General features: G+C 57.1%; 19 protein-coding genes and 1 tRNA gene. 6 read left to right on the top strand and 14 right to left on the bottom strand.

Annotated features, from left to right (window positions below):
- Position 1: 1 nt before the first annotated feature.
- Complete coding sequence (locus ACWNRM_RS06385) at positions 2 to 1687, bottom strand: PqiB family protein (RefSeq protein ID WP_485169891.1); 1686 nt, start codon at positions 1685 to 1687, stop codon at positions 2 to 4.
- Positions 1684 to 3159, bottom strand: a complete 1476-nt coding sequence (locus ACWNRM_RS06380; protein WP_485169892.1) for a paraquat-inducible protein A — start codon at positions 3157 to 3159, stop codon at positions 1684 to 1686. Before ACWNRM_RS06380 ends, ACWNRM_RS06385 begins: the two co-directional genes overlap by 4 nt.
- Before the next feature lie 92 nt (positions 3160 to 3251).
- Here ACWNRM_RS06380 and ACWNRM_RS06375 point away from each other — a divergent pair.
- Positions 3252 to 3326: transfer RNA gene (locus tag ACWNRM_RS06375), tRNA-Thr, on the top strand.
- 872 nt (positions 3327 to 4198) lie between these two features.
- Here ACWNRM_RS06375 and ACWNRM_RS06370 read toward each other — a convergent pair.
- Positions 4199 to 4822, bottom strand: coding sequence for a recombinase family protein (locus tag ACWNRM_RS06370; RefSeq protein ID WP_485169893.1), 624 nt, complete (start codon positions 4820 to 4822; stop codon positions 4199 to 4201).
- 301 nt (positions 4823 to 5123) lie between these two features.
- Here ACWNRM_RS06370 and ACWNRM_RS06365 point away from each other — a divergent pair, with 301 nt between their 5' ends.
- Both ACWNRM_RS06365 and ACWNRM_RS06360 read left to right on the top strand, forming a co-directional pair.
- A complete protein-coding gene (locus tag ACWNRM_RS06365) occupies positions 5124 to 5720 on the top strand; it encodes a recombinase family protein (RefSeq protein ID WP_485169894.1) in 597 nt (198 codons plus the stop codon).
- A 356-nt stretch (positions 5721 to 6076) separates the two neighbouring features.
- A complete protein-coding gene (locus tag ACWNRM_RS06360; protein WP_485169895.1) occupies positions 6077 to 10210 on the top strand; it encodes a hypothetical protein in 4134 nt (1377 codons plus the stop codon).
- A 655-nt stretch (positions 10211 to 10865) separates the two neighbouring features.
- On the opposite strand, the gene ACWNRM_RS06355 is transcribed toward ACWNRM_RS06360, so the two are convergent.
- The 11 genes from ACWNRM_RS06355 to ACWNRM_RS06305 form a co-directional block, all read right to left on the bottom strand.
- A complete protein-coding gene (locus ACWNRM_RS06355; protein WP_485169896.1) occupies positions 10866 to 12740 on the bottom strand; it encodes a DUF927 domain-containing protein in 1875 nt (624 codons plus the stop codon).
- 4 nt (positions 12741 to 12744) lie between these two features.
- On the bottom strand, positions 12745 to 13827 hold the full coding sequence (locus tag ACWNRM_RS06350; protein WP_485169897.1) for a DUF7146 domain-containing protein: 1083 nt from the start codon (positions 13825 to 13827) through the stop codon (positions 12745 to 12747).
- Positions 13817 to 14395 carry a hypothetical protein gene (locus ACWNRM_RS06345; RefSeq protein WP_485169898.1) on the bottom strand — a complete coding sequence of 193 codons (579 nt, stop codon included), beginning with the start codon at positions 14393 to 14395 and terminating at the stop codon, positions 13817 to 13819. The genes ACWNRM_RS06350 and ACWNRM_RS06345 overlap by 11 nt, the downstream gene beginning before the upstream one ends.
- The gene (locus ACWNRM_RS06340) at positions 14392 to 14985 is read right to left on the bottom strand and encodes a hypothetical protein (RefSeq protein ID WP_485169899.1); all 594 of its coding nucleotides are present in this window, start codon (positions 14983 to 14985) and stop codon (positions 14392 to 14394) included. The genes ACWNRM_RS06345 and ACWNRM_RS06340 overlap by 4 nt, the downstream gene beginning before the upstream one ends.
- Positions 14982 to 15719, bottom strand: a complete 738-nt coding sequence (locus ACWNRM_RS06335) for a phage antirepressor (RefSeq protein ID WP_485169900.1) — start codon at positions 15717 to 15719, stop codon at positions 14982 to 14984. The genes ACWNRM_RS06340 and ACWNRM_RS06335 overlap by 4 nt, the downstream gene beginning before the upstream one ends.
- On the bottom strand, positions 15716 to 15922 hold the full coding sequence (locus ACWNRM_RS06330) for a helix-turn-helix transcriptional regulator (protein ID WP_485169901.1): 207 nt from the start codon (positions 15920 to 15922) through the stop codon (positions 15716 to 15718). The genes ACWNRM_RS06335 and ACWNRM_RS06330 overlap by 4 nt, the downstream gene beginning before the upstream one ends.
- Before the next feature lie 230 nt (positions 15923 to 16152).
- The gene (locus ACWNRM_RS06325) at positions 16153 to 16992 is read right to left on the bottom strand and encodes a hypothetical protein (RefSeq protein ID WP_485169902.1); all 840 of its coding nucleotides are present in this window, start codon (positions 16990 to 16992) and stop codon (positions 16153 to 16155) included.
- A 155-nt stretch (positions 16993 to 17147) separates the two neighbouring features.
- On the bottom strand, positions 17148 to 17582 hold the full coding sequence (locus ACWNRM_RS06320; RefSeq protein WP_485169903.1) for a hypothetical protein: 435 nt from the start codon (positions 17580 to 17582) through the stop codon (positions 17148 to 17150).
- The gene (locus ACWNRM_RS06315; protein WP_485169904.1) at positions 17579 to 18046 is read right to left on the bottom strand and encodes a hypothetical protein; all 468 of its coding nucleotides are present in this window, start codon (positions 18044 to 18046) and stop codon (positions 17579 to 17581) included. The genes ACWNRM_RS06320 and ACWNRM_RS06315 overlap by 4 nt, the downstream gene beginning before the upstream one ends.
- Complete coding sequence (locus ACWNRM_RS06310) at positions 18043 to 18279, bottom strand: hypothetical protein (protein WP_485169905.1); 237 nt, start codon at positions 18277 to 18279, stop codon at positions 18043 to 18045. The genes ACWNRM_RS06315 and ACWNRM_RS06310 overlap by 4 nt, the downstream gene beginning before the upstream one ends.
- 163 nt (positions 18280 to 18442) lie before the next feature.
- Positions 18443 to 18613, bottom strand: coding sequence for a hypothetical protein (locus ACWNRM_RS06305; RefSeq protein ID WP_162993341.1), 171 nt, complete (start codon positions 18611 to 18613; stop codon positions 18443 to 18445).
- 170 nt (positions 18614 to 18783) lie between these two features.
- Here ACWNRM_RS06305 and ACWNRM_RS06300 point away from each other — a divergent pair, with 170 nt between their 5' ends.
- From ACWNRM_RS06300 to ACWNRM_RS06290, 3 genes are read left to right on the top strand one after another with little or no spacing between them, the layout of a single operon-like run.
- A complete protein-coding gene (locus ACWNRM_RS06300; RefSeq protein WP_122048774.1) occupies positions 18784 to 19002 on the top strand; it encodes a helix-turn-helix domain-containing protein in 219 nt (72 codons plus the stop codon).
- Positions 18989 to 19765 carry an abortive infection family protein gene (locus ACWNRM_RS06295; protein WP_485169906.1) on the top strand — a complete coding sequence of 259 codons (777 nt, stop codon included), beginning with the start codon at positions 18989 to 18991 and terminating at the stop codon, positions 19763 to 19765. The genes ACWNRM_RS06300 and ACWNRM_RS06295 overlap by 14 nt, the downstream gene beginning before the upstream one ends.
- Positions 19762 to 20388, top strand: a complete 627-nt coding sequence (locus tag ACWNRM_RS06290; protein WP_485169907.1) for a hypothetical protein — start codon at positions 19762 to 19764, stop codon at positions 20386 to 20388. The genes ACWNRM_RS06295 and ACWNRM_RS06290 overlap by 4 nt, the downstream gene beginning before the upstream one ends.
- The last annotated feature ends 49 nt before the right edge of the window (positions 20389 to 20437 follow it).

The following is a 20437-nucleotide window of genomic DNA, read 5'->3' as shown; positions in this document are numbered from 1 at the left end:
GTCAGTGGCGTCCCGTAATCAAGGCTGAAGGATGATGGTTGAGATAATCCGTCAGGAAACGAATGGAGCGTGCTGCCTGGCTGAGCTGCGTGATCATGGCCTGCAGATCCCGATGGAAATCGGTATCGCCACCATAGCTTGCGAGAACGGTTTGCGCATTTTTCAGTGTGCCCTGAAGGGCGTCGCTCATGGCAGGAAGCTTCTTGAGAAGCGGCTTCATGCCTTCGTTCGCATTCTGGGTCAGCTCCGAGATATGACGCAGTGAATCGCGCAGTGCGACGATCGACTGCTTGACCTCGGGGCTTGCCAGACGCTGGTCCGCATGGGCCAGAAGATCATTCAGATGCTCGCCAATCTGGGTGAGGGGCATGGCAGCCACCTTGTCCATGGTGGTGGCAGCTGAGGCCATGATGCCATCAATTCCACCAGGCTGACTTGGAATGATGGCCACATCGTCCTCATAAGTCAGCGACGCAGGCTTGGCATTCTTGATGAATTGCAGACCGATCATCGATTCGCCCGTCAGGAAACTGGCGCTCTCGACTGAGGCGCGCATCCCCTTGGCAACGAAAGCCTCCAGCAGCTTGTGCTGGGAGTCTCGCGATGTTTCCTCGCTGTTCAGAACGCGCTCGGGTTCGAGCTCCATTTCCACGCGCACCCGTGCCGTAGCGTCCTGCTCGTTCACCTTGAGTGAGACATCGGTCACGCTGCCCACCTGGATACCGAACATGCTGACAGAGGCCCCCGATGTCAGCCCCTTCACTGAGCTGTCGATATAGGTCGCTGCCTTCACACGCTGATGATAGCGCGCATTGTCGGCCTCAGCCTGGCTCGCATAGAGACGAAACACCGAGTTGGCCGGTGCCTGCGGGGCATCTACTTTCAGGCGGCGCGTCGGAAGGCCGAAGGCCACACCACCGGAGAGAAGCGCCTGTAGTGAGGTCAGCTGGACCTTGAGGCCACCGGCACCGAGCCCCACCTGCACGCCTGAGACGTTCCAGAAACGCGAATCGGTACGAAGGTAATGGTCATAGGGTGATTTGACGAAAACCTGGACCATGATCGGTCCCTCGCCCCCCGGCGGCATAGTATAGCCAAGAACCTCGCCTACAGACATGTCGCGGAAGAATACGGGAGCCCCCTCACCGATCGACCCCAGCGTCGGCGTGACCAGCATGAAGGTGGAGCCTGGCTGGTCGGAACGCACGCCAGGTGCGGCTTCGAGCCCTGTGAAATTGGTCTCGTAGCGACCGCCCTTCTCACCCGGATCGATCGCGATATACGCACCGGAAAGCAGGGTTTCGAGCCCGGTGATGCTGGCCCCATTGATGCGGGGGCGCACCACCCAGAAGCGCGTATGGTCGGTCAGAATGTCTTCCGTATCACCATTCATGCGTACATGAACGATCACGCGACGCATGTCCGGTGTCAGGCTGATATCCTGTACCGTACCCAGCGTAACGGCCTTGTTCTTGACCTGTGTCTGTCCGGCGGTCAGGCCGGAAGCGGTATCAAAAGTAATAGTGATATCCGGCCCACGATTGGCCAGGCTGCGCCAGGCAAGCCACCCTGCGATGACTATAGCGAGAATAGGAATCAGCCAGACAATAGAAAAACGTGTCTTTCTGATACCCGCCTTTTTGGGGGCGGGAGTCGGCTGCCGGGGTTGATCGTTATTATCGCTCACGCGCGCTCAGGCTCCATATCGTGAGGAGGAAATGAAGAACCGGCCTCAGAGATCCCCCCTTGGTCGGAATTTTGTCTTGCCTCGCGAGGAGCCGGTACAGGACCGTTCTCCCCTGCGGCATCCCACATGCTGCGTGGGTCGAAGCTATGCACCGCAAAGATCGTCACGATGACGACAATGGTGAAGAAAACCACACCCGGATCAGCCAAAACATTGGCGAGAAAATTAAAATGAACGATCGCAACAAGAATTGAGATCATGAAAACGTCGATCATTGACCAGCGCCCGATGATATCGATCAGACGATAGAGCTTGGTCAGCAGGCGTAGTCCACGCTTCTGCTTGCGCCACGTGCCGAGAACCATCAGCGCCAGTGAGACGATCTTGAGTACCGGCACGGTGATGGAGGCGAAGAGTACCAGCAGGGCGAGCGGAATCAGATTGGACTGCCAAAGCTCGATCACGCCATGAATGATGGTGCTGGTGTCGGGCTGACCCATCTTGGTGTAAGTCATCACAGGCAGCATGTTGGCCGGAATGTAGCAGATGATCCCGGCCAGAAGCAGGGCAGCCGCATTGCTCAGACTGTTCGATTTACGTCGACGCAGGATCTGATGGCATCGCGGGCAATCGCCCATATCCCCTTCGTGCGACACCTCGTGATCGAACGCCATGACCAGCCCGCAGGAATGACAGGACAGCATGTGCTGAATGGGCGGCATCGATTCGTCAGTCGCCGTAAGGTGCTCGACCGGCAGGATGCGGCCCTGACCATCTTCCATCTCTTCACGGATATCGCGATTATCCCAGATACGCTCAACATCGAGTGTGGAGTCGGTCGCTGCCATGGTGATCATGAGCGCCGCAATCAGAAAGACACCAGCCTGAAGGTCGACAATCGCCAGATCGATCAGCTTGGTATAGGCGACGAACACGCCGAGGATATAAACCTCGATCATCGACCATTCGCGTAGCCGCTCGTACCAGGACATCAGGCGTGGCGCCCAATCCGGCATGGTACGACGGCTGGCCCCCACCAGAATCGCCCCCATAAGGGCAATGACAACGCCGGGCATGATGAGCGTCGTCAGCCCGACGATCAAACCGATCTCACCAAACCCTTCCCGACCAAGTTCGATCGGCCCGGTGAGAATGGTGACTGTGTTGACCCGCCCATGCACATTGATGGTGAGAAGCTGCGTGATGAGCAGTGCAATATAAAGCGCTGCGGAGGCCAGGCAGAAAGCGGTAGGCGCCGCAATGGGCGGCGTTCGACGCCTGCGTGCCAACTGGGCATCGCAACGCGTACAATAGGCGACCTGACCCCGCCTCAGGCGCGGCACGGTCTGAAAAAGGCCGCAGTCAGGGCACTCTCGCAAACCTTCCACGACCTTGAGGGTCGGTATGGGAGGCACTGCGGAAGTCATGGTGACAGCGTTGCGCCAGAGACGCTTGTGGAAGCGATCAGACATGAATCATAGTGTAGCGGACGATTCCATTGAGAGATAGGTGTTTGCCCTGTTGCAGTCGCCCCCAGTCTCGGCTATAGCACCGCGCCAAGGACGCCGACATAGCTCAGGGGTAGAGCAACTGATTCGTAATCAGTAGGTCCTCGGTTCAATTCCGAGTGTCGGCACCATTTTCTCCAAAAAAATCAGTGTCTTGCTCGCGCTACCGTGCGAAGTGATCTGCGTTGTCATCGCGCCTCCTGTGATCCGGAGCATTTCCGGAGTCATCTGTCTCATTTTTTCTGCGCTGTAAGCCACAGAGCGCACCAACGCTAGAATCGGCGCTCGGATGCAAACGGACGCATTTTCTCTCATTGGAGACCTAACCCCTGCCATCGCTTGCTCTGTCGTTACGACAACAACAACAACACCAACCTGTTTTTGATATTATCGAAGAGTGTGGCCGCCCGGGGTGCGAACAATCCCCGGCAGGGGATCTCTCTAGGAGGGACCCAAATTTTTCAGGTCACTTCGAGGGGCCCGGCTGATCAGCGCCAACCAGATCGGGTGAGCCTGGTTACAAAGAGGGCAACACGCGCAAACTGCAATAACGATCAGTTCGGCTGTTCTGGGATATGCGCTCGACGCATGCGTTCAGGTGCTCCACACCCTCTCTCTTTCTCTACCCATACAGAAAATAGGTGTGGGAGGTGTGGGAGGTGTGGACCACGACGCAACATACTGATATTAATTTGTTTATACACCCCACACCAATCCTCACCCGATAAAGAGAAAGGTGTGGAAGGTGTGGGTAACGTTGGATGAAACGTTAGGAAAATCCTAGCTCTCACTGCCCATCGGCGCTTTACCCAGCTAACCAACCCATCATTGTCTCTGTAAGCGGCGATCAATGAGAGCATCCTCAGATATGCATTAGGCGCATATCTTGCAACAAAGACGGTCCCGTATGCGGTGTGATGTCCGTAATTGAAAAAGCGGCGGGAAAGAAGCCTTCGCGCTGCCCGCGCGCCGCGCCTCACCTTCGGAGCCAATGCGGCTCAGCTTACGCCACGCGCCCCAAACACCGATAAACAGAGGTGCGCCCGATCTTAAGGCGTCTCGCAATCTCGGCTGCCGAAACGCCCTGGCTCGCCAGAGACTTAACTCCCTCTGCCTGATTACGAGCAGAGGGCTTACACCCCTCGTATTTGCCGCCACCCTGAGCCTTCGCGATGCCCTCAGCCTGACGCTCTTTCATCAGATCACGCTCAAATTCAGCGACGGCCGCCTGCATGGTGAGCATGAGCTTGCCGGTCGGGTTCGTCCTGTCGGGTGTGAAACCGCTCACGCTGAGCGCGATCAAGCCGCACCCTTTTATCTTGAGGTCCTCGACCAGTGTCGGCCTATGCCTCGCGCATACCGCCACGGACAAACAGGCTTGGCTGGCCACAATCGAGGTCGATGCGGAGTGGCCGGTCATAGAGGGCGGCCACTCCGCATTGGTGTAGACAATGCGACCGAGTGCCATTCGGAAGCGCCGGAGCGCGGATGCGCCCAGTATGATATCGTGGTCGACTGACGACCGCTTGGGCGACCACAGGTTGGCGGTGTGGTGGAACGTGTGATCGACACGCCGATGGAACTGGTGCATGGCCTGCCCGGCACGACTTTCTCCAACGTCATGCAACGCGGCTGACCTTGAGCGTTATGCAGTCGAACCGACGCAGGAGTTGTTGGAGCGCTTGGCATGCGGAACCGGTCAGTCGATGCGCAGGCTCAGCAACATGACCGTGGCGCGATGCCACGCCCGGGGAGAGGTGGCATTGCGATGGATCATCCGACGCGATCCCGAAATCGTCCATAAAGGGCATCTACAAATTTCTGGACAGAATGGGTTTGTGGACGGTATTTAGGGACGGTGAATGCCGGCTTTTGTTTGTGCTGGATGCTTGTCCACAAACCGAGCGAATTAAGGACGAAATAACGCGATGCCGGACGTGTTGGGCTATGCCCGCGTTTCTACCAGTGACCAGGACCTGGAGGCCCAACGCCGCCGACTGACCCAGGAAGCCGGTGCGATCCGCGTTTTCAACGACATCATCTCCGGCAAAAACTTTAATCGCCCGGGCTTGACCGAAATGCTCGGCTTTTGCCGCGCGGGCGACACTATTTGCGTGGTGCGACTTGACCGGCTTGGGCGCTCACTTAAAGAACTGCTGGAAACCATTGATGCGTTCAAGGCACATGGGCTGGCATTCCGCTCATTGGAAGAGCGCCTCGATACCTCATCAGCCGCCGGAGAACTGGTGTTTCATGTCTTCGGTGCTATCGCGCATTTCGAGCGCCGCCTCATCATTGAGCGTACACGCGATGGCATTGCCGCTGCGCGTGCTCGCGGCAAAGTGCCGGGTCGTCCGGGGCTTGACCCGGAAAAGCTTTCGTCAGCGCTGAAGCTGGTTGCCGCTGGCACCCGCCCGGCACAGGCTGCCAGGCAACTTGGGCTTGGTCGGTCGACGCTCTATCGTGAACTTGCGGCGCTTCGACAGATTGCCCCGGATACGCCGGCTCTAGAGAGCACAACGTGATACTCTTTCGCAGCCACTATAAACTTCGCGCGGCAATCGAAGAATAAAGATTAACGTCCGGAGATCGCATCTTTGACCTCCGGCTCCGCCTTCAAGGCAGACGTCGAAGTAGTGATAGTGGTTGCCCGAACGCCGACATCGTCAGGCGAGTTGCGAAAACTCTAATTCGAACTCCGTGGCCATTTTTAGGCCGCCGGCGGAGGGAAGGTTTCCAGTCGAATACCGGGCATTTTCTACGATAGAGCTTGGCTGAGGGGAGCGGGAGAAATAGACCGGCTATGGCGAGGCTAGATGACGTAATGCTGCTTTTCGCATAAACGAGACAGTCTATTGAGGCTCACTAATGCGGCTGGCGAATGACCCCTGATATTGACCTTTCAAAAATTCGTGCGGAACGCGGTGACAAGAGAGAGGGCTTTGAAGAGTTCTCCGCACAAATTTTCCATCGGCTCAGCATAGCTGCAGGCTCACGGTATGAGCGGTATCGCGGAGCGGGCGGCGATGGCGGCGTCGAGGCAATCTGGCGATTACCCACGGGGGGAGTTATCGGTCTTCAATCGAAATACTTTCTGCCTCTTAAGGCTGCACATCTTTCCCAGCTCGAAAAGTCGCTCGACGCAGCCCTCGACAATCATCCTGACCTTCAAACCTATATCGTCACTCTGCCATTTGACCCGACGCCGACGGTCAAAGCGCGTAAAGGCGAAGGCCAGGCGGAGAAGCTAGAGACTTGGCGAAAAGGCCTAATTGCTCGCGCCTGCAAACGTGGCGTCACGATAACAGTCGAGTGGTGGTATGAGAGCGAGTTGAAGTCTCGCCTCCTCGGCATGGACAACTCTGATGGGCGTATATTGTACTGGTTCGGCTCGCCGCATCTAAGCATGGCGACCCTTGAAAGTGCCGCCACCGTGGCTGAGGGCGTAGCCGGCCCGCGATATTCACCTCGCCTTCGGGTCGGAAACGACGCCGGCGATACGATCAAAGCCTTTGGCCTCGATCCGAGTTGGCCTGCGGTCCATCAGGGCTGGGTTGAGCGGTTGGGCGAGGCAGTTCGTGTCTGGAGTGACAGGCCCCCCAAAGCGCACCCGGGTCCGTCCGCGCAGCTACTGGCGGCCCTGCGCGATGCGAATCTTTGCTTTGCCGCGGTCGAGGAGCTGCGCTTTACCGAAACTGACCGCTTAGCGCTGCATAGGCTCGCCAGTCACACGCTTTCCATCGCCCTTTCTCTAGAAGCCGAGGTCAAAGTTGCATTTGACAGCACGCATGGCGCTCAGAACGACAATATTAGATGGAGACAATTTCAGGCTGCCTATCAGTGCGTATTCCCCGCCGCAGATCTCGATCACGCTCGCGAGGCATGTGCGCTCCTACGCGACATACTCACATTTGCCGAAAGTCCAGCTGCGGTCGCAGCCGGAGCGGACATACTGCTCATGCGAGGGGCTGCCGGCATCGGCAAGACTCATACCACGATCGATACAACCAAGGAACGGATATCCGTCGGGCGAGGGGCATTGGTCATACTCGGACAAGAAATAACACACGGCCAAAACCTGTGGAGTGTGGTGGCAAGCAAGCTCGGTATCGGGGCTTCGACGAGCAAGTCCGAGATCTTGGGCATGTTGGCCGCGTTCGCCGAGGGCACAAATGCCGTGTTCCTGCTTTGCGTAGATGCGATTAATGAGACCCCCGATCGGCAGCAATGGCGATCCTGGCTTCCTCAACTCAAGGCGGACCTTGTAGGGCAGCCGATCAAACTGCTCCTCACCTGCCGGGACATCTTCATAAAGGATGCGCTTGGGGTCGCAGCCGACGACCTCCCCTCTTTTGTGCATACAGGTTTTGCAGGCTGCGAATATGACGCCGCATATGCCTTTGCGGCCTTTTATAAAGTTGGACCGCCAGCTGAAGTGGTCGCGCAACCTGAGTTCGCCAATCCGCTATTCCTTCACCTGGTCTGCCGAGCGGCAGTGAGCATGAAGTGGGATCGCATTCCAAGCGGCCAGATCGGCCTCACTAAGCTAATCACGGCAATCCTCGAAGGCGCGAACGAGAAGGCAGCCGAACTGCTTGACTTCGACGTTCGCCTCGAGAATCCGGTGCGAGACGGGGCCCTTGCCCTTGCCCGGTCCATGGGCCAACTAGGCGTTCGCCTATTACCGCTGGCCGATGCCCAGATGGTCCTCACGGGCATTCGGCCAGCGCAGGTCGCATCGAGATCCTTGCTCAGGGCGATGGAAGAAGCCGACTTGGTCTCGGTCGCCTCCGACAGTGGCGCCTTGTTCCTCCGGTTCGCCTTCGAGCGTTTGGGTGATGTGCTGATTGCGCAAGCGAGTATCGCAGACCAGGACGAGGCGACCGTGCGTGCGCGGTTCCTTTTAGGAGACTTAGCGGCGCTAGCGGCAACATCGGATAACGTGTCCAAAAACGCGGGCCTCCTGCAGGCCTATTCGATCCTTCTGCCAGAAATTTACGGTGTTGAGATCGCGGATCTTCTCAGGCCGACTGCTACCAATCTGGAAGTGACGATGCTTGCATTGGGTGTTTTGGCCTGGCGAGATCTCACCAGTTTCACCAGCACGGCCTGGGTGTTGCACCATGGTAGGTTCGTCGATCTCATCGACGTTTTCGACCGGGCTCTCGCGGTAGCTGCGGTGCCAGGGCATCCAATAAATGCAAAGTGGCTCGACGAGCAGCTTCGGCGATATCAGCATCTTGACCGAGACGCCTTGTGGACATCGGCATTAAAGCAGGCTTGGGAGCAACGGGGGTCAGGGTACCAGCTCGTCAGTCTTGGCCGGCGTCAAAACCTTTCGCATCTGTCAACTGAGTCAGCCATTCTGTTTGGCATTATTTTAGCTTGGTGTACTGGCAGTGCGGACCTGTTAATTCGCGATGAGGCATCCGAGGCCCTGACGCGCCTCCTCTTAGCACAGCCGATATCTAGTGAACTGTTAGACTATTTCATTAAGTGCGACGATGATTTTGTACGCGAGCGAGTGCTAAATTCGGCGTATGGTACGGGCCTGCTGAAGCAAGATCCGGCCTATTGGGGCAGGATCGCCGATATCGTGTTCGACAGCTTCTTCGCTTCGGGCATGCCGCCTGAGAATGTGCTGCTGCGGGATCTGGGGCGGCTCATTGTCGAGGAGGGCATCGCGGCAGGCACCATGGCTCACACACCGGCTTTAGCATCGGTACAGCCACCCTATGTAAGCGCGTGGCCGCTGAAATTTACGTTTCCGGATTGGCCGGCGCTTGATGCTGCGCATCCGGACCTGCCGGCGAACCTCAAACTGGGGGAACAGTTACAACCTGACTTCGCGCTCTACGTCGTCGAGCCTGCCGCGAGGGATTTCAACCTTGCCGCCGCCGGCCTGACGTTTGAGCGCCTCAACCAGTGGATCGTCGAGCAGATCCTAGACCTTGGCTATGATAGCGCTCATAGATTCGCTCTTGCCTACGATTGGAAGCTCTCCGAGGAACATGGCCAGGAACGGGGCGTACCTAATCGCCATCGGCGCGTCAGCAAGAAGCATCAGTGGATTTTTCTGGCGCGACTACTAGGTCAAATCCACGATAGCGTTCCCTACAATCCACGCCCATGGGAAACGCCTCGAAACCCAACCGACTTGCAGGCAGTTGAGCTTCGCACGCTTGATCCGACGGACTTGCCGGATGATCTGGCACTGCCGCCTCCAATAATGTCCATCCCAGATTTTTCCGTCGCGCCATCCACCCAGGTCGAGATGCGCAATGCCAAGGACTGGGCGGCCGAGCTTTTTGTCAGCCGAAAACTCGAACTGGTCAGCGAAAAATGGCTCTTACTGGCGGGCTATCAAAGTTGGCAACATAACGACGAGTTTAATAGCCGCCGTTTCGATGCATTTCGGCGCGTGGTAGCGCTACTTGTTCCCGAGAGAGAGATGGCAGCGCTGAAGAAATCTTTTAATTCTTCCATTCCGAACTTGGACATGCCTGCGTTTCGCCAATTATACCAAGGCGAATTTCCCAGAGGCGCGGCCCTACATGCACATTCTAACCAATGGTCATTCGAAACAGAATTTGGCATTCCGGCATCTGTGATCGTTACGCAATTTGACTGCACAGAGATCTCAACGCGTCCGCTTTATGCACCAGCTTCGGGTCTCATAATCAATAGCATGGCTAAATGGGACGGTTCACGTAGCTGGAAGGATGCATCTGGAGAAACAATTGCAGCGGTGACTGATAACGGAAAGGACACCTCTCTAGTATTCGACAAGGAGACACTGCTTGCGTATCTGACGGCCACCGAGTCCCGGATCGTTTGGGTCTTGTTCGAGGAACGGAGGGTTTTTACCAAGTATAAGTCTCTGGCTTCTAATGTCCGTCGTCAAGCTTGGTGCTGGGATGGCAAAAAGCTGACCAAGCTCGCCGAGGCAAAAGAAAGCTACTCCGATGAAGATAAGACCGAAGAGACTGGCGACTCGCTGAGTAACGACCCTTAGCTTGCGGATTGCCTGGCATTGCGAACGGTCGGTTTCAGCTTTCCGGACATTGCCGCACCGTCATAGGAGCTACATATGCTGGTCAGTAGTTATCATGAACAATAGCTCAGGGAATGACCGCTTTCGGTTATCGCGTCCAGATAGCCGACATTCGGCTCCCCCCCCTAATCAGCCATTGGCGATTTGGGACATTGGCGGAAGTTCGCCAATCCGGGCTGCCGGATGCCCGTTGACCAAGCGTGTCAGCACGTCGCGCAGCCATGATAGGCAGATTGAGACGCTCGAACGACGGCTTACACTGCCTCTGACCCACCGCTGACATCAACTTCGGAAACCAACAGGCTGCCTGCAAATCACGCTCCTGCCCAGCAAGTCCTGCGATTTGCTTTGTGGAGGAAGTGCGAACGTAGCCAATTTTCATTGGAGTACTCTTTTAGGGTCTAGACCCTGGCTTATAGGTGTTCCGAAGCTACAAAATAAACGCTATTGAAACGGCAAAGTGTTCCAGACTCATTGTTCCGCTAGACCTTGCCCTATTGGAACAATCAAAGACATGCATCAGACGCATGAGAGCCGTTAGGCCACGCGAAAAGGGCCGGAACAACGTCCCGGCCCTAATCCTCCCGTCCTTGGCGGCTTGCGCAAGCCCCCGACTTCAATCGCTATCGCCAGCGCTCTCCCCAAGGATAGATGATCGAACCTCGTAGAGACGGACGGACTTTATGCCTGGCGGCGAGTGCAGTCCCGAGAACTTCCCATCGCGGCCCGCCACGAGGAAATCCCGCTCTTGCAAAACGCGCTTGGCATCGACCTGATTGAGGCCGAGCAATGCCTCCTTCATGCCTGGACTGGTCAGATAAAAAGCCCATCCCCAGACACTATCACCAAGCTTGCACCAACGCTTCCACCCTGCCCGATTTTGCGTCCTGAACCTCTCAGATGGCGGCCCGACGATATCGTCAGGCGGATCACCCTCAAGAGCCCCAGGATCAATCCAACGTTCAAAGCGTGCCTCACTATGACGGGCAAGAAAGTCCCGTAGTTGAGCCACGGCTTGTTCATCTTCCCTACGACCTACTGTGCCGCGCTGCGATAGCCATGACTGGAAGCATAGGCGGACCAGTTCACGCGCTGTATCTGCGTCCCATCCTGTGATCCCCCATTCCGTCGCAAGTTCCCCACCCACAACAACGATGGCGAAACGTCTTGCGACGGATCGAACCTGACCTGAGGCGTCTGTCCAATTCGCGAGGTAGTCGGCGGACACCCTGGCCACACGAGCACGCAGCATCTCACGGACAGCCGGAAGACCATCGCGGCTTATCCAGTCCGTGAGGTGCTTCAGAAAAGCCTGGAAGGGAGCACCATAAATTTTGCCCGTTTTTTCACGCAGGTATTCGGCCAGATCACCGGGCGCATCCTCGTGATGCAGGTTCTCGAATAAGCCGTAGCCTGCTCCTGCATCGGCAGGGACATCGACGAAACGCGCCTCCTGCCCAGCTTTGGTCGCACGGCCAGCCTCAGCGTTCAAATCGGCCAGACCTTTCTCACCAGTGCTTAGAAACAGGAGGCGCCAACGCGCGATGGCGCGTGAACCACCCGTCCTGTTAGCGCGCGCCTTACCGGAGCCGTTGGCGAGCATATAAGCGACATCACCCACTTCACGAGGGTCCAGCGAGCCAAGCTCATCGAGGGCAAGAGTCGCATCACAGGACCCTTGAGCCACGCTTTCGAGCGCGTTACCCGTCGCCCGCCAGCTTTTTATGTAGCCGCCAGCACCGAGCGCGGAGGTGCCACCAATCACGGAGGCCGCCACATGTAGCGCGGTCGACTTGCCAACGCGTGACGCACCGACGAGATTGAACCCGCCGCCATCCTCGCCAATCAGATAGAGCAGCGACCCCGAAAATGCTGCCGATGCTGCCATGATAAGACGCGAATTGCCCCGGCACATCAGGCCGATCGATTCACGCCAGTCCGCGACGGTGCCAGCTACGCCAAACAGGTCAGGCTCAGGGCTCTCACGTTGGAGCACAACACGTTCTCGTGTCTCGCCGTAGGTGACGGCGGGCAGAGCAAAGACCGGACGCATTCCGACTTCATGCCAGCCAATTCGCTCAACGCAACGAGCCCTGTCAGGGGAGGTGATAGAAGCGAACCATTCAGCAAAAGCATTTTTGGCGGCTGCACCCGGTTCGAGCCGAACGCCACCATGCGCAAGACGACTACGAATAGCCGCGCAATCTCCCGTAGCCGCCTCTCTTGCAAAGCTCTCGACGTGATCGATCCCGTCCCGGTCGATCCATTCGAGGAGAACACCCCAATTACCGCTCTCCCCGTCGCGTGTTTCCGCCACAACGTCGATACGGGAGCCGATGAATATATCCTGCTTTTTCTCGTCAAACGACCGGCGGAAAAGGCCATCGTCAGTCGCATAAAATCGACCGCATTTGCTCTCTGTCTTTGGCTTTCGTCTCGCCACCTTGCCGCTCATGGCAACGACATTCGCGCCATCGATGGCGTCTTTCACCGCTTTACGCCCGCGCGGGGCGTGTTCCTGTTTTGTCATTTTGCCCCCGCAAGACATCATTCCAGTCCGCGCCAGTCATTTCAGGAATTGCGAGCCGGACCGTTCGCCCCTGCTCTGCAAAAGCACGACATGCCGCTTCCAGGGCGCGTCGTGCAGCTTGATTGTCGCCATCATTATCGCCCGCTATCGTCACATCCGTGATCGAGGGCGGTAGAACGAGGCGTGCCATATTCGACACCGATACTGCCGCGAGAATGCGCCGTTCGGGGCATGCAAGAGCTAAAGCCAGCCCCGTCTCAATGCCTTCGCAGACGATGGCACTTTCCCCTTCAGGAGCCACCCCCAGAGCCAGACCAGACGCCCCGCGCCACAGCCGGATACATCCCCCGGCAAAGCCGCCCAGAACCATCTTGGGCCGGTCCAGTGTTGCTTTTTGCCAGTGACCGTCAGAACCTCGCTCAAGCCATGTGCGATGGGTCGCAACATGCTTGCCATTTGGCCCCGCAATGGCGGCAACCATCGCGGGCAACGCCTCTCGCCGCTCTCCATTCCAACACGCCGAAGCGAAGCGGAGTGCGCCCGGAGCCCTGCCAAGTTCGCGCAGATCGAGCCCACGCCCTTTCAGATAATCCTCGACTGGTGTTCCAGCGATGCAGGGATCTGCGTGAAACCATAGGGCTCGGGCCTGAGCGCGCCTTTTCTGAGCTTCCTGATCGATCTCACCTGAGACACCTGCATCAGACTTATCGGGCGCTAGCGGCCTGTTTATCCGTTCCTGAGCAGGCGCCCCGTCATTAGACAGACCCAGCCATCGTCGTGACCAGTCCATGGCCGAACGCCTGTCACCGCGAAACAAACAGGCGGCGACCAGATCGAGCGCATCCCCCCGTTCACCGGAACTGAAATCTGCCCAGACCCCACGCCGCTCGCCGTTGATGCGAACTGCCAGACTCTGTCCCTTTTCACCGGCGAGGGAGCCACAACGCCACTCGACGCCATCACGCTTGCCGCGAGGCAGCAATTCGCGCGCCAGAGCATCGGCACGGTCAGACAACATGCGGGCAAGGGATGCGGCATCATGCCTCATGGCAACTCCCCCTGAGCCGGATCACACGCCCTGCTTGGCCAACGTGATCAATCACTGCCTGTCCGGCGAGAATGGCCTGAGCCGCAATGTCACGCCGCCTCGTATGTGCAACGAGATCGTTCCAGCCGAGCCCATTGAGCCAGGCAGGCAGCAGATCAAGCGCCGGATCGACCTGAATTGCCCGTGCCGCGAGCGTCATGACAGGGGAGGTAAAGCAGAACGCTGCCTGAGCGATGGCGGCCCCCTGTAGCGCCACCAGGTCATGAAAAGCCAGATCGGCACGGATCAATGACCGTGTGATCCGACTGGCGCGAATAAGCTGACAGACCACGCCATCGCTCATTTCAACGCTTGGCGACAATCCCGCCGCACGAGAGGACCGCAAACGCCAGAGCGCCGATGCACCGGCCATAGGCATCAACAGCGCAGAGAGAAGTCCCTGAAAGCGATCATCCAGGCTGCCAGATGCCGTATCGGGTCGCCATAATACCCCGTCATCATCGGCCTGCTTCAGATAGCTCCTGCGATCAATCGCGGGCAGACGCATAGTAAGGGCGGATTGGCTCATGGCGCGCCCTCCTGAACCGCCGAGTACACCAATGCAGGCGATGAGCGTCCGGTCGGGGGTGAGATGGGGCCGCTTGGTCCCGGCGTTACGTCACCGAGCAAGAAATACATCGGTCCGAAGACCGCCGCAGCCCGCCATGCCCGATCTATATAATCAGCGATATAAAGACCCTTGCGATCACGGGCCTCATAGAGCCAATGGTCACACGCCCCGACAAGCCCCCACATTTCCGAGGACACTGTCTGGCGCGCCTCTGAGACAGGAAAGCTGCCCATGCGCTGAGCGATCCACCAGGCAGCCCACGAGACGGGCACTGTCAGGTCTATCTCTGTATCATGCGTGAACTCATTGTCCGGACCCAAGCACCATTCCGGGGCACCGCGTAGCTGAGCGACCACCATCGCCCTGTAAAGGTTCGGGCAGTTTCCCACCGTCACACTATCAACCGTCAAAAGCTCCTGCGCAGCTTCCTCGAAAACACGCCTCTCGCCGGGATTGAGCCGGAGACGGCGGCGCGGATGAATGAGACCGACGGCGGCGAGATTTGCCCGCGCGTCCCCTATCACAGAGTGGCCTACGACGCCCATCATACGCCCTCCGAGATGCTGAGGAGTGTCGCAGCCTTGGCCAATCCCGATGCGGTGATGAGCACTTGCGCCTTGGTATGCAATCGACCATCTGCATCACGCACGTCGCAGGTTCTGTGACTGACCAGCCCGGCCCGCTCTTTTGCTGCATGACCCAACCACCGTTTCTTGCCCGCAGAGCGGTAAATCCATCCGTGCGCATGTAGGACAGCCAGAAAGCGATCACGCGGGCAGCCGCATTCTTTGGCTGCTTCCGTGAGACTGTGGAGCCCCTCAGCGTTTGTCAGGCGATCATAGGCGCGGGCTTTAGTCCCAAGCACATCGACCTGCGCCTCAAACCTTTGGAGAGCGTCACGCACGGCGGCATCTGCCCTCGCGGCCAAGTCGATCGCGCTATCACCAGGCTTTCCGGCAACATAAGCGCCCGTCTTGCGGATGGCAGGAATGACCTCGCTGGTAAGCCATTTCTTGAAGCGCTTCGCCTCAGGCTTACGGCTGGTCAATACGAGTGACCAAAGGCCGGACTCGTTTATAGCGACGGTCTCTTGCACCCCTCCAAGGGTGTCCACTACTAGCGACCCCCTTTCGTCATCCTCCAATCGAGCAGCGGCGTCGCGAGGCTTGCTGATCTCAAGCACGGCGCAGATGTCGGACATGACCCACCATGACTCGCCATCGCGTTCAGCTACTCGCACTACGTTGTCGCCGAAGGCAAACGGAATGATTGCGCCCATCATGCAATCCCTCCAACACCGCGAACGGTGGCATCCGATGTCGATGTGACGAGACGTTCGGCCACCCATGCCTGCAAATCGCAGACCCGATATGCGACCTTCTTATTCGTCAGCCGGATGAAGTGCGGCCCCCGGCCCTCAAGGCGCAGGCGTTGCAGCGTGCGACCGCTCAACCCCGTGTAGAGCTTGGCGTCATGTTCGCTCACAACCAAAGCTTTCGGGTCGATAGTCGCCTGCGATGGCGACACAGACCCCCTATTCCCGTGATCCGGACGATGAAGATAATCGATAACCATTTGAAAGCCCTCTAGCAGGCACCGTCAGCGATCTTCTTGCCGCGACTGGTGGCTTGCTGGGATGCAACCGCATAAAAATGAGGGGGAAAAAGAGGGAATAAATAAGGGGGTAATAAATCACCCTCTATTTATCGCCCCCCCTATTTGATTGACGGCCTACCGCGCCTGCGAAGCGGGATGCCCCGTTCTTTCGCCGTGGCCTTCAACTCATGCCAGAATTCGCCATCGAAACGGCTCTGCGTCAGGATAGGACGGATCTCGCGAGCGATCTTGCTGATATCGGATTTCTTGAGATCGCTGATATCTTCCTGACCCAGCAGGATATTGATCACAACACTCTCACTGGGAAAGCTCTTGCGCGCACGGTTACCAACCGCGTGAGGCACATCACCCGCGCTGGCGACTAAAGTGTTATGAACCGCACGCAGTTCGGAACCCTCTGAAATCATACCTACGGAACGGCTAACGGGCACCAGACCCTGAGTATCCTCAGTGCTTTTCTCTCTCTGTGGTTCGAGCCGCGTCATGATGGCAGGTGTCTGATCGACGGTGTGCTGCGTCGTATCTCTCTCCGCTGAACGGAGCAGACGAAAGTCATACCAAACGGTGTCGCCTACAATCAGCTCCGACCGCCTGAATGCCTGCACACCCTTACATTTCACATACGGGATAAAATGCTGACGCAATAACGTTGGCTCCGCGTCAAGCGAGCCGCACCTGCCGAACGCATGAAGCCGTTTAGCCCGAAGCTCATTCAATAAAGCTATGAGGAGCCGCTCAGCCGCGAGACAATAGTCATGCGTCAAGCGCAAAGCGGCTGAGGGGGGCATGACCGCTTGATCATAAGGCAACTGTTCTTTTTGCAAGCGAGTATAGTGTTCGACATGCTTCACCATAGTGTCGAAGTCATTCTGAAGGTGACGGTCTTCCGCCTTCAGTAAGCACCCAGCTTGCACCAGGAGCACCCCAATGTCGCTCATTGCCGCCCCACGCCAGCAGTCCCCACGCATTGAAGGCGGCGCGGCGGGCCAGACGTGGGGTTCCGGCGTTCGGCGGCCAGACCTAGCCGCGCCATCGACTAGAATGGGAAACATAGGTGGAACAGGCAATAGGAATCGGGCAGCGGATAACTGCGTCATCTCAGCGCTCTCACGTCGCGGGCGAGGAAAACGGAAAGCCGTATCGGGGCTGAATTGCTATCCAGATCGAAGCTATCGACTTCACGCGGCAGGACACGCTCGACGATGGCGGCCTTGAGAATAAGGGCCGCATGGGTCTGTGCGGGGATACTCGCAAGACGCGCCAGTGCAGCCTCCTGCTTGGCAGTCAGGGCATCCCGCTGGGCTTCGTGACGCTGATTGACCTCACTGCCGAGCGGTCCATCAGGGACGTGCTCCAACGCCTCCAATCTCGCCTCGCAATCCCAGAATACAGCACTGGCGAGATGCAAAGCGTCATCTGGGCGCATAACACCCTCACTGCCTAATGCCGTGCCAGCGGCCAAACCAGAGAACATAAAGGCGCCAGCAAGAGCCCCGCGTCGGGTCACGGCAAACGATGGCGTGCTCATGCCACACCTGCCGTCCGTGCGAGAAGATCACGGTATAAGGACCAGAAGACGGCCTCAAGGCTCTCCGAATCGGCCAAGAGCGTTTGTTGCTGGGGCTCCCCGACAAGTGCCAGGCGCACCTTAGCCTGCACTTGCGCCATCACGTTTGCTGGCATGGACTCAGCCTTAGACCTTAGCCGCATAAACTGTTGCAGATAGGTGCCCGAAGCCCCCCTTACCTCATCCAGTTCCGCTCCTACGCGGCCATCTTGCCCTGGCACAGTAGGTGTAGCGCTCGGGGCCAGTTCATACTTTGCCTTGCTTACGACACCCCAAAGAACCGCATCGCCGGCAGCTGTGATATAGCGGGTATTGACGCAAGTCCCTGCAACCAGCAGTGGGCGCAGCCGGACGCTAATCTCCAAAAGGCCGATCAGTTCTCCAACCTTTAAAAAGTGCCAGACGGTGTATGGAAGGGCTATCATGCGCCTTCCTCCGATTTGGTTTTTAATATGTCGTCGATGCGCTCTAGGGCGACAGTAATCTGACCTGCAATCCATGCGCAGGCCCCTGCAACTTCGTCGGCATCAAGGCCCTGCAGGGCCGCCTGGAGAACGTGGGCCATACTTTTGGCTTCGAAAGACAGCAATACTACGTCCCTCATCTCGAGCACGACTTCTTCTTCCTCACGAGTGAGGATGCCTAGCCGGCCGCTCACAACACCGGCCCTCGGCTAGCAGTGGCCGACGAGATGGCAGGACACTTTGCCCACGCGGGCAGCGTCCTACGCAGCAGTGCAGCACTGGTGCTAATGGAGGCGCCGATGACCTCGAAGATCGAATAGGGGGCGCAGCCGATGAAACGAACCCGGTACATCTGGGTCATCGCACGGCCTCCACGGCGTAAGCGTGGCCGGACGTGACTGGATCGGGCGTTTCCAAGCCGATGACCGCAATGGCCAGCAGGAATGAGAGTGCGATCCCGGCCACAAACTGGACGCAGATCGACGCTGCCCGCGATGGCGCGGACATGCTATGGGCGTGTTCAGCCATTGCCGAAATTCTCCTTCGGTTGCGGTTAGGCCGAGTGTGGAAGGTGCAATCTCCGCACTCGGTCGCCTGACATTGTAATGATGTCAGAACACGGTTACGATAATACCGCACTCGTAACAGTGCAAGGGTATCGTAACGGGGTAACGATGATTTTGCCTGTGCAATGTAAAATGGCACGAGTCGCTATTGGCTGGGGAGTGCGGGAGTTAGCCGCTAATGCGGGGGTCTCTCCTGACACGGTTTCACGGCTTGAGCGCGGTGAGAACCTCAACCTCCGTACCATTGAAGCCATACGCGCCGCCCTAGAAGCCGCTGGCGTCGAATTCATCGCGGAGAATGGCGGGGGTCCAGGGGTTCGCCTCAGGGAGCGGCTACATGATGGACTTTGACGACCAGGACGATGAGCGAACGCTCAAGGAAAAGGTCGAGAAGTTTCAGATGGGCCTCATATGCCGGGCGACAGGTGAGACCCAGTTGGATGACCATGTCTTCATCCGCCTCCGACAGGAACTCCTGCAGGAAGCCGCCATTGCAAACCGACTACCCGACTTTGTACGTCGCTGCCGAAATAACGATCAGTTTTGGCAATTCATCAAGGCAAAATTCCCATCGTATGCGGAGCGCCGGAAATACATCTGGGATGGCTTTGCGCCAACATTCGAGCACCTCGAAGCGCAGCACCGCGGAGTGGCAATTCCCCCAATCTCAGAGGCTCTACAGACCTTCGATCCGGCACATGTGACCGATATCTGGCAAAAGGCCCTTGATCGTCGGCTATCCGATCCCGATGGTGCGATCACTACCGCGCGCACCCTTCTCGAAACCGTATGCAAGCATATCCTCGATGATGCGGGTGAGATTTACCCCTCGAACGCAGAACTCCCGAAGCTTTGGTTTTTAGCCGCAACGCGCCTGAATCTTGCCCCCAGCCAACATCAGGAAGAGACCTTCAAAGCGATCCTCGGGGGCTGCCAGACTATAGTGAATGGGCTCGGAACCATAAGAAACAAGATTGGCGATGCTCACGGGCAGGGTAGAAACCCCATAAGGCCGCAGCCCAGGCACGCGGAACTCGCAGTCAATCTTGCTGGCACGATGGCGTCCTTCCTCGTCTCGACTTGGAAGGAAAAGTATGAAGGGAAGATAGGATGAGCGGAGATTTCTGGACCACCGTCGCGTCGGGGTCGTTATCTGGATCCGTGTCTGGCTTCTTGGGCGGGGGAATATTTTCTATAATAACAACCTACTGGACGTTAAAACATAGAGAAAAAGAAGAAAGGAAGGTAGAAAATATACTCGTGTCAAATGCGCTAATATCGATTAGGTCTGAACTGAATACCGTTTTCAATCGATACCAGAGCCAGATAGGAAACTCACTAGAGAATACACCATCGGCAAATGCGACTCCCATATATATACCAATAAGTGGTGATTATTTTCCTATATATAGGAACAACACGAATATAATTGGAAAAATATCAAGCGAACAAACAATAGAAAATCTTGTTTACTCGTATACGTTATCGTCGGGTCTCATAGACTCCTTCCTATTTAACAATTCGCTTTACGAGAAATTCACCGCACTGATAGCGGAACAACGACGAAGCGATAATAAGGAGAGGTTTGATAAGCTATCTATAGAAATAGGCGCAATAATCATCGAGATACAAGATTACTGGGAAAAAATACGAGTAAGTCACTTCGAGATGAAAAGAATAGCTAGCCTTGCCTACACTGGGCTAACAAGCGAAATAGAAAAAAGAAAGAATATATAATCATTGTGATTTGGCGTACCACAAAGCCGTTTCACGTCCGCCATCGTCA

Source organism: Asaia sp. A2 (genome assembly GCF_057319415.1).
This window is presented reverse-complemented; position numbering and strand designations above follow the sequence as displayed.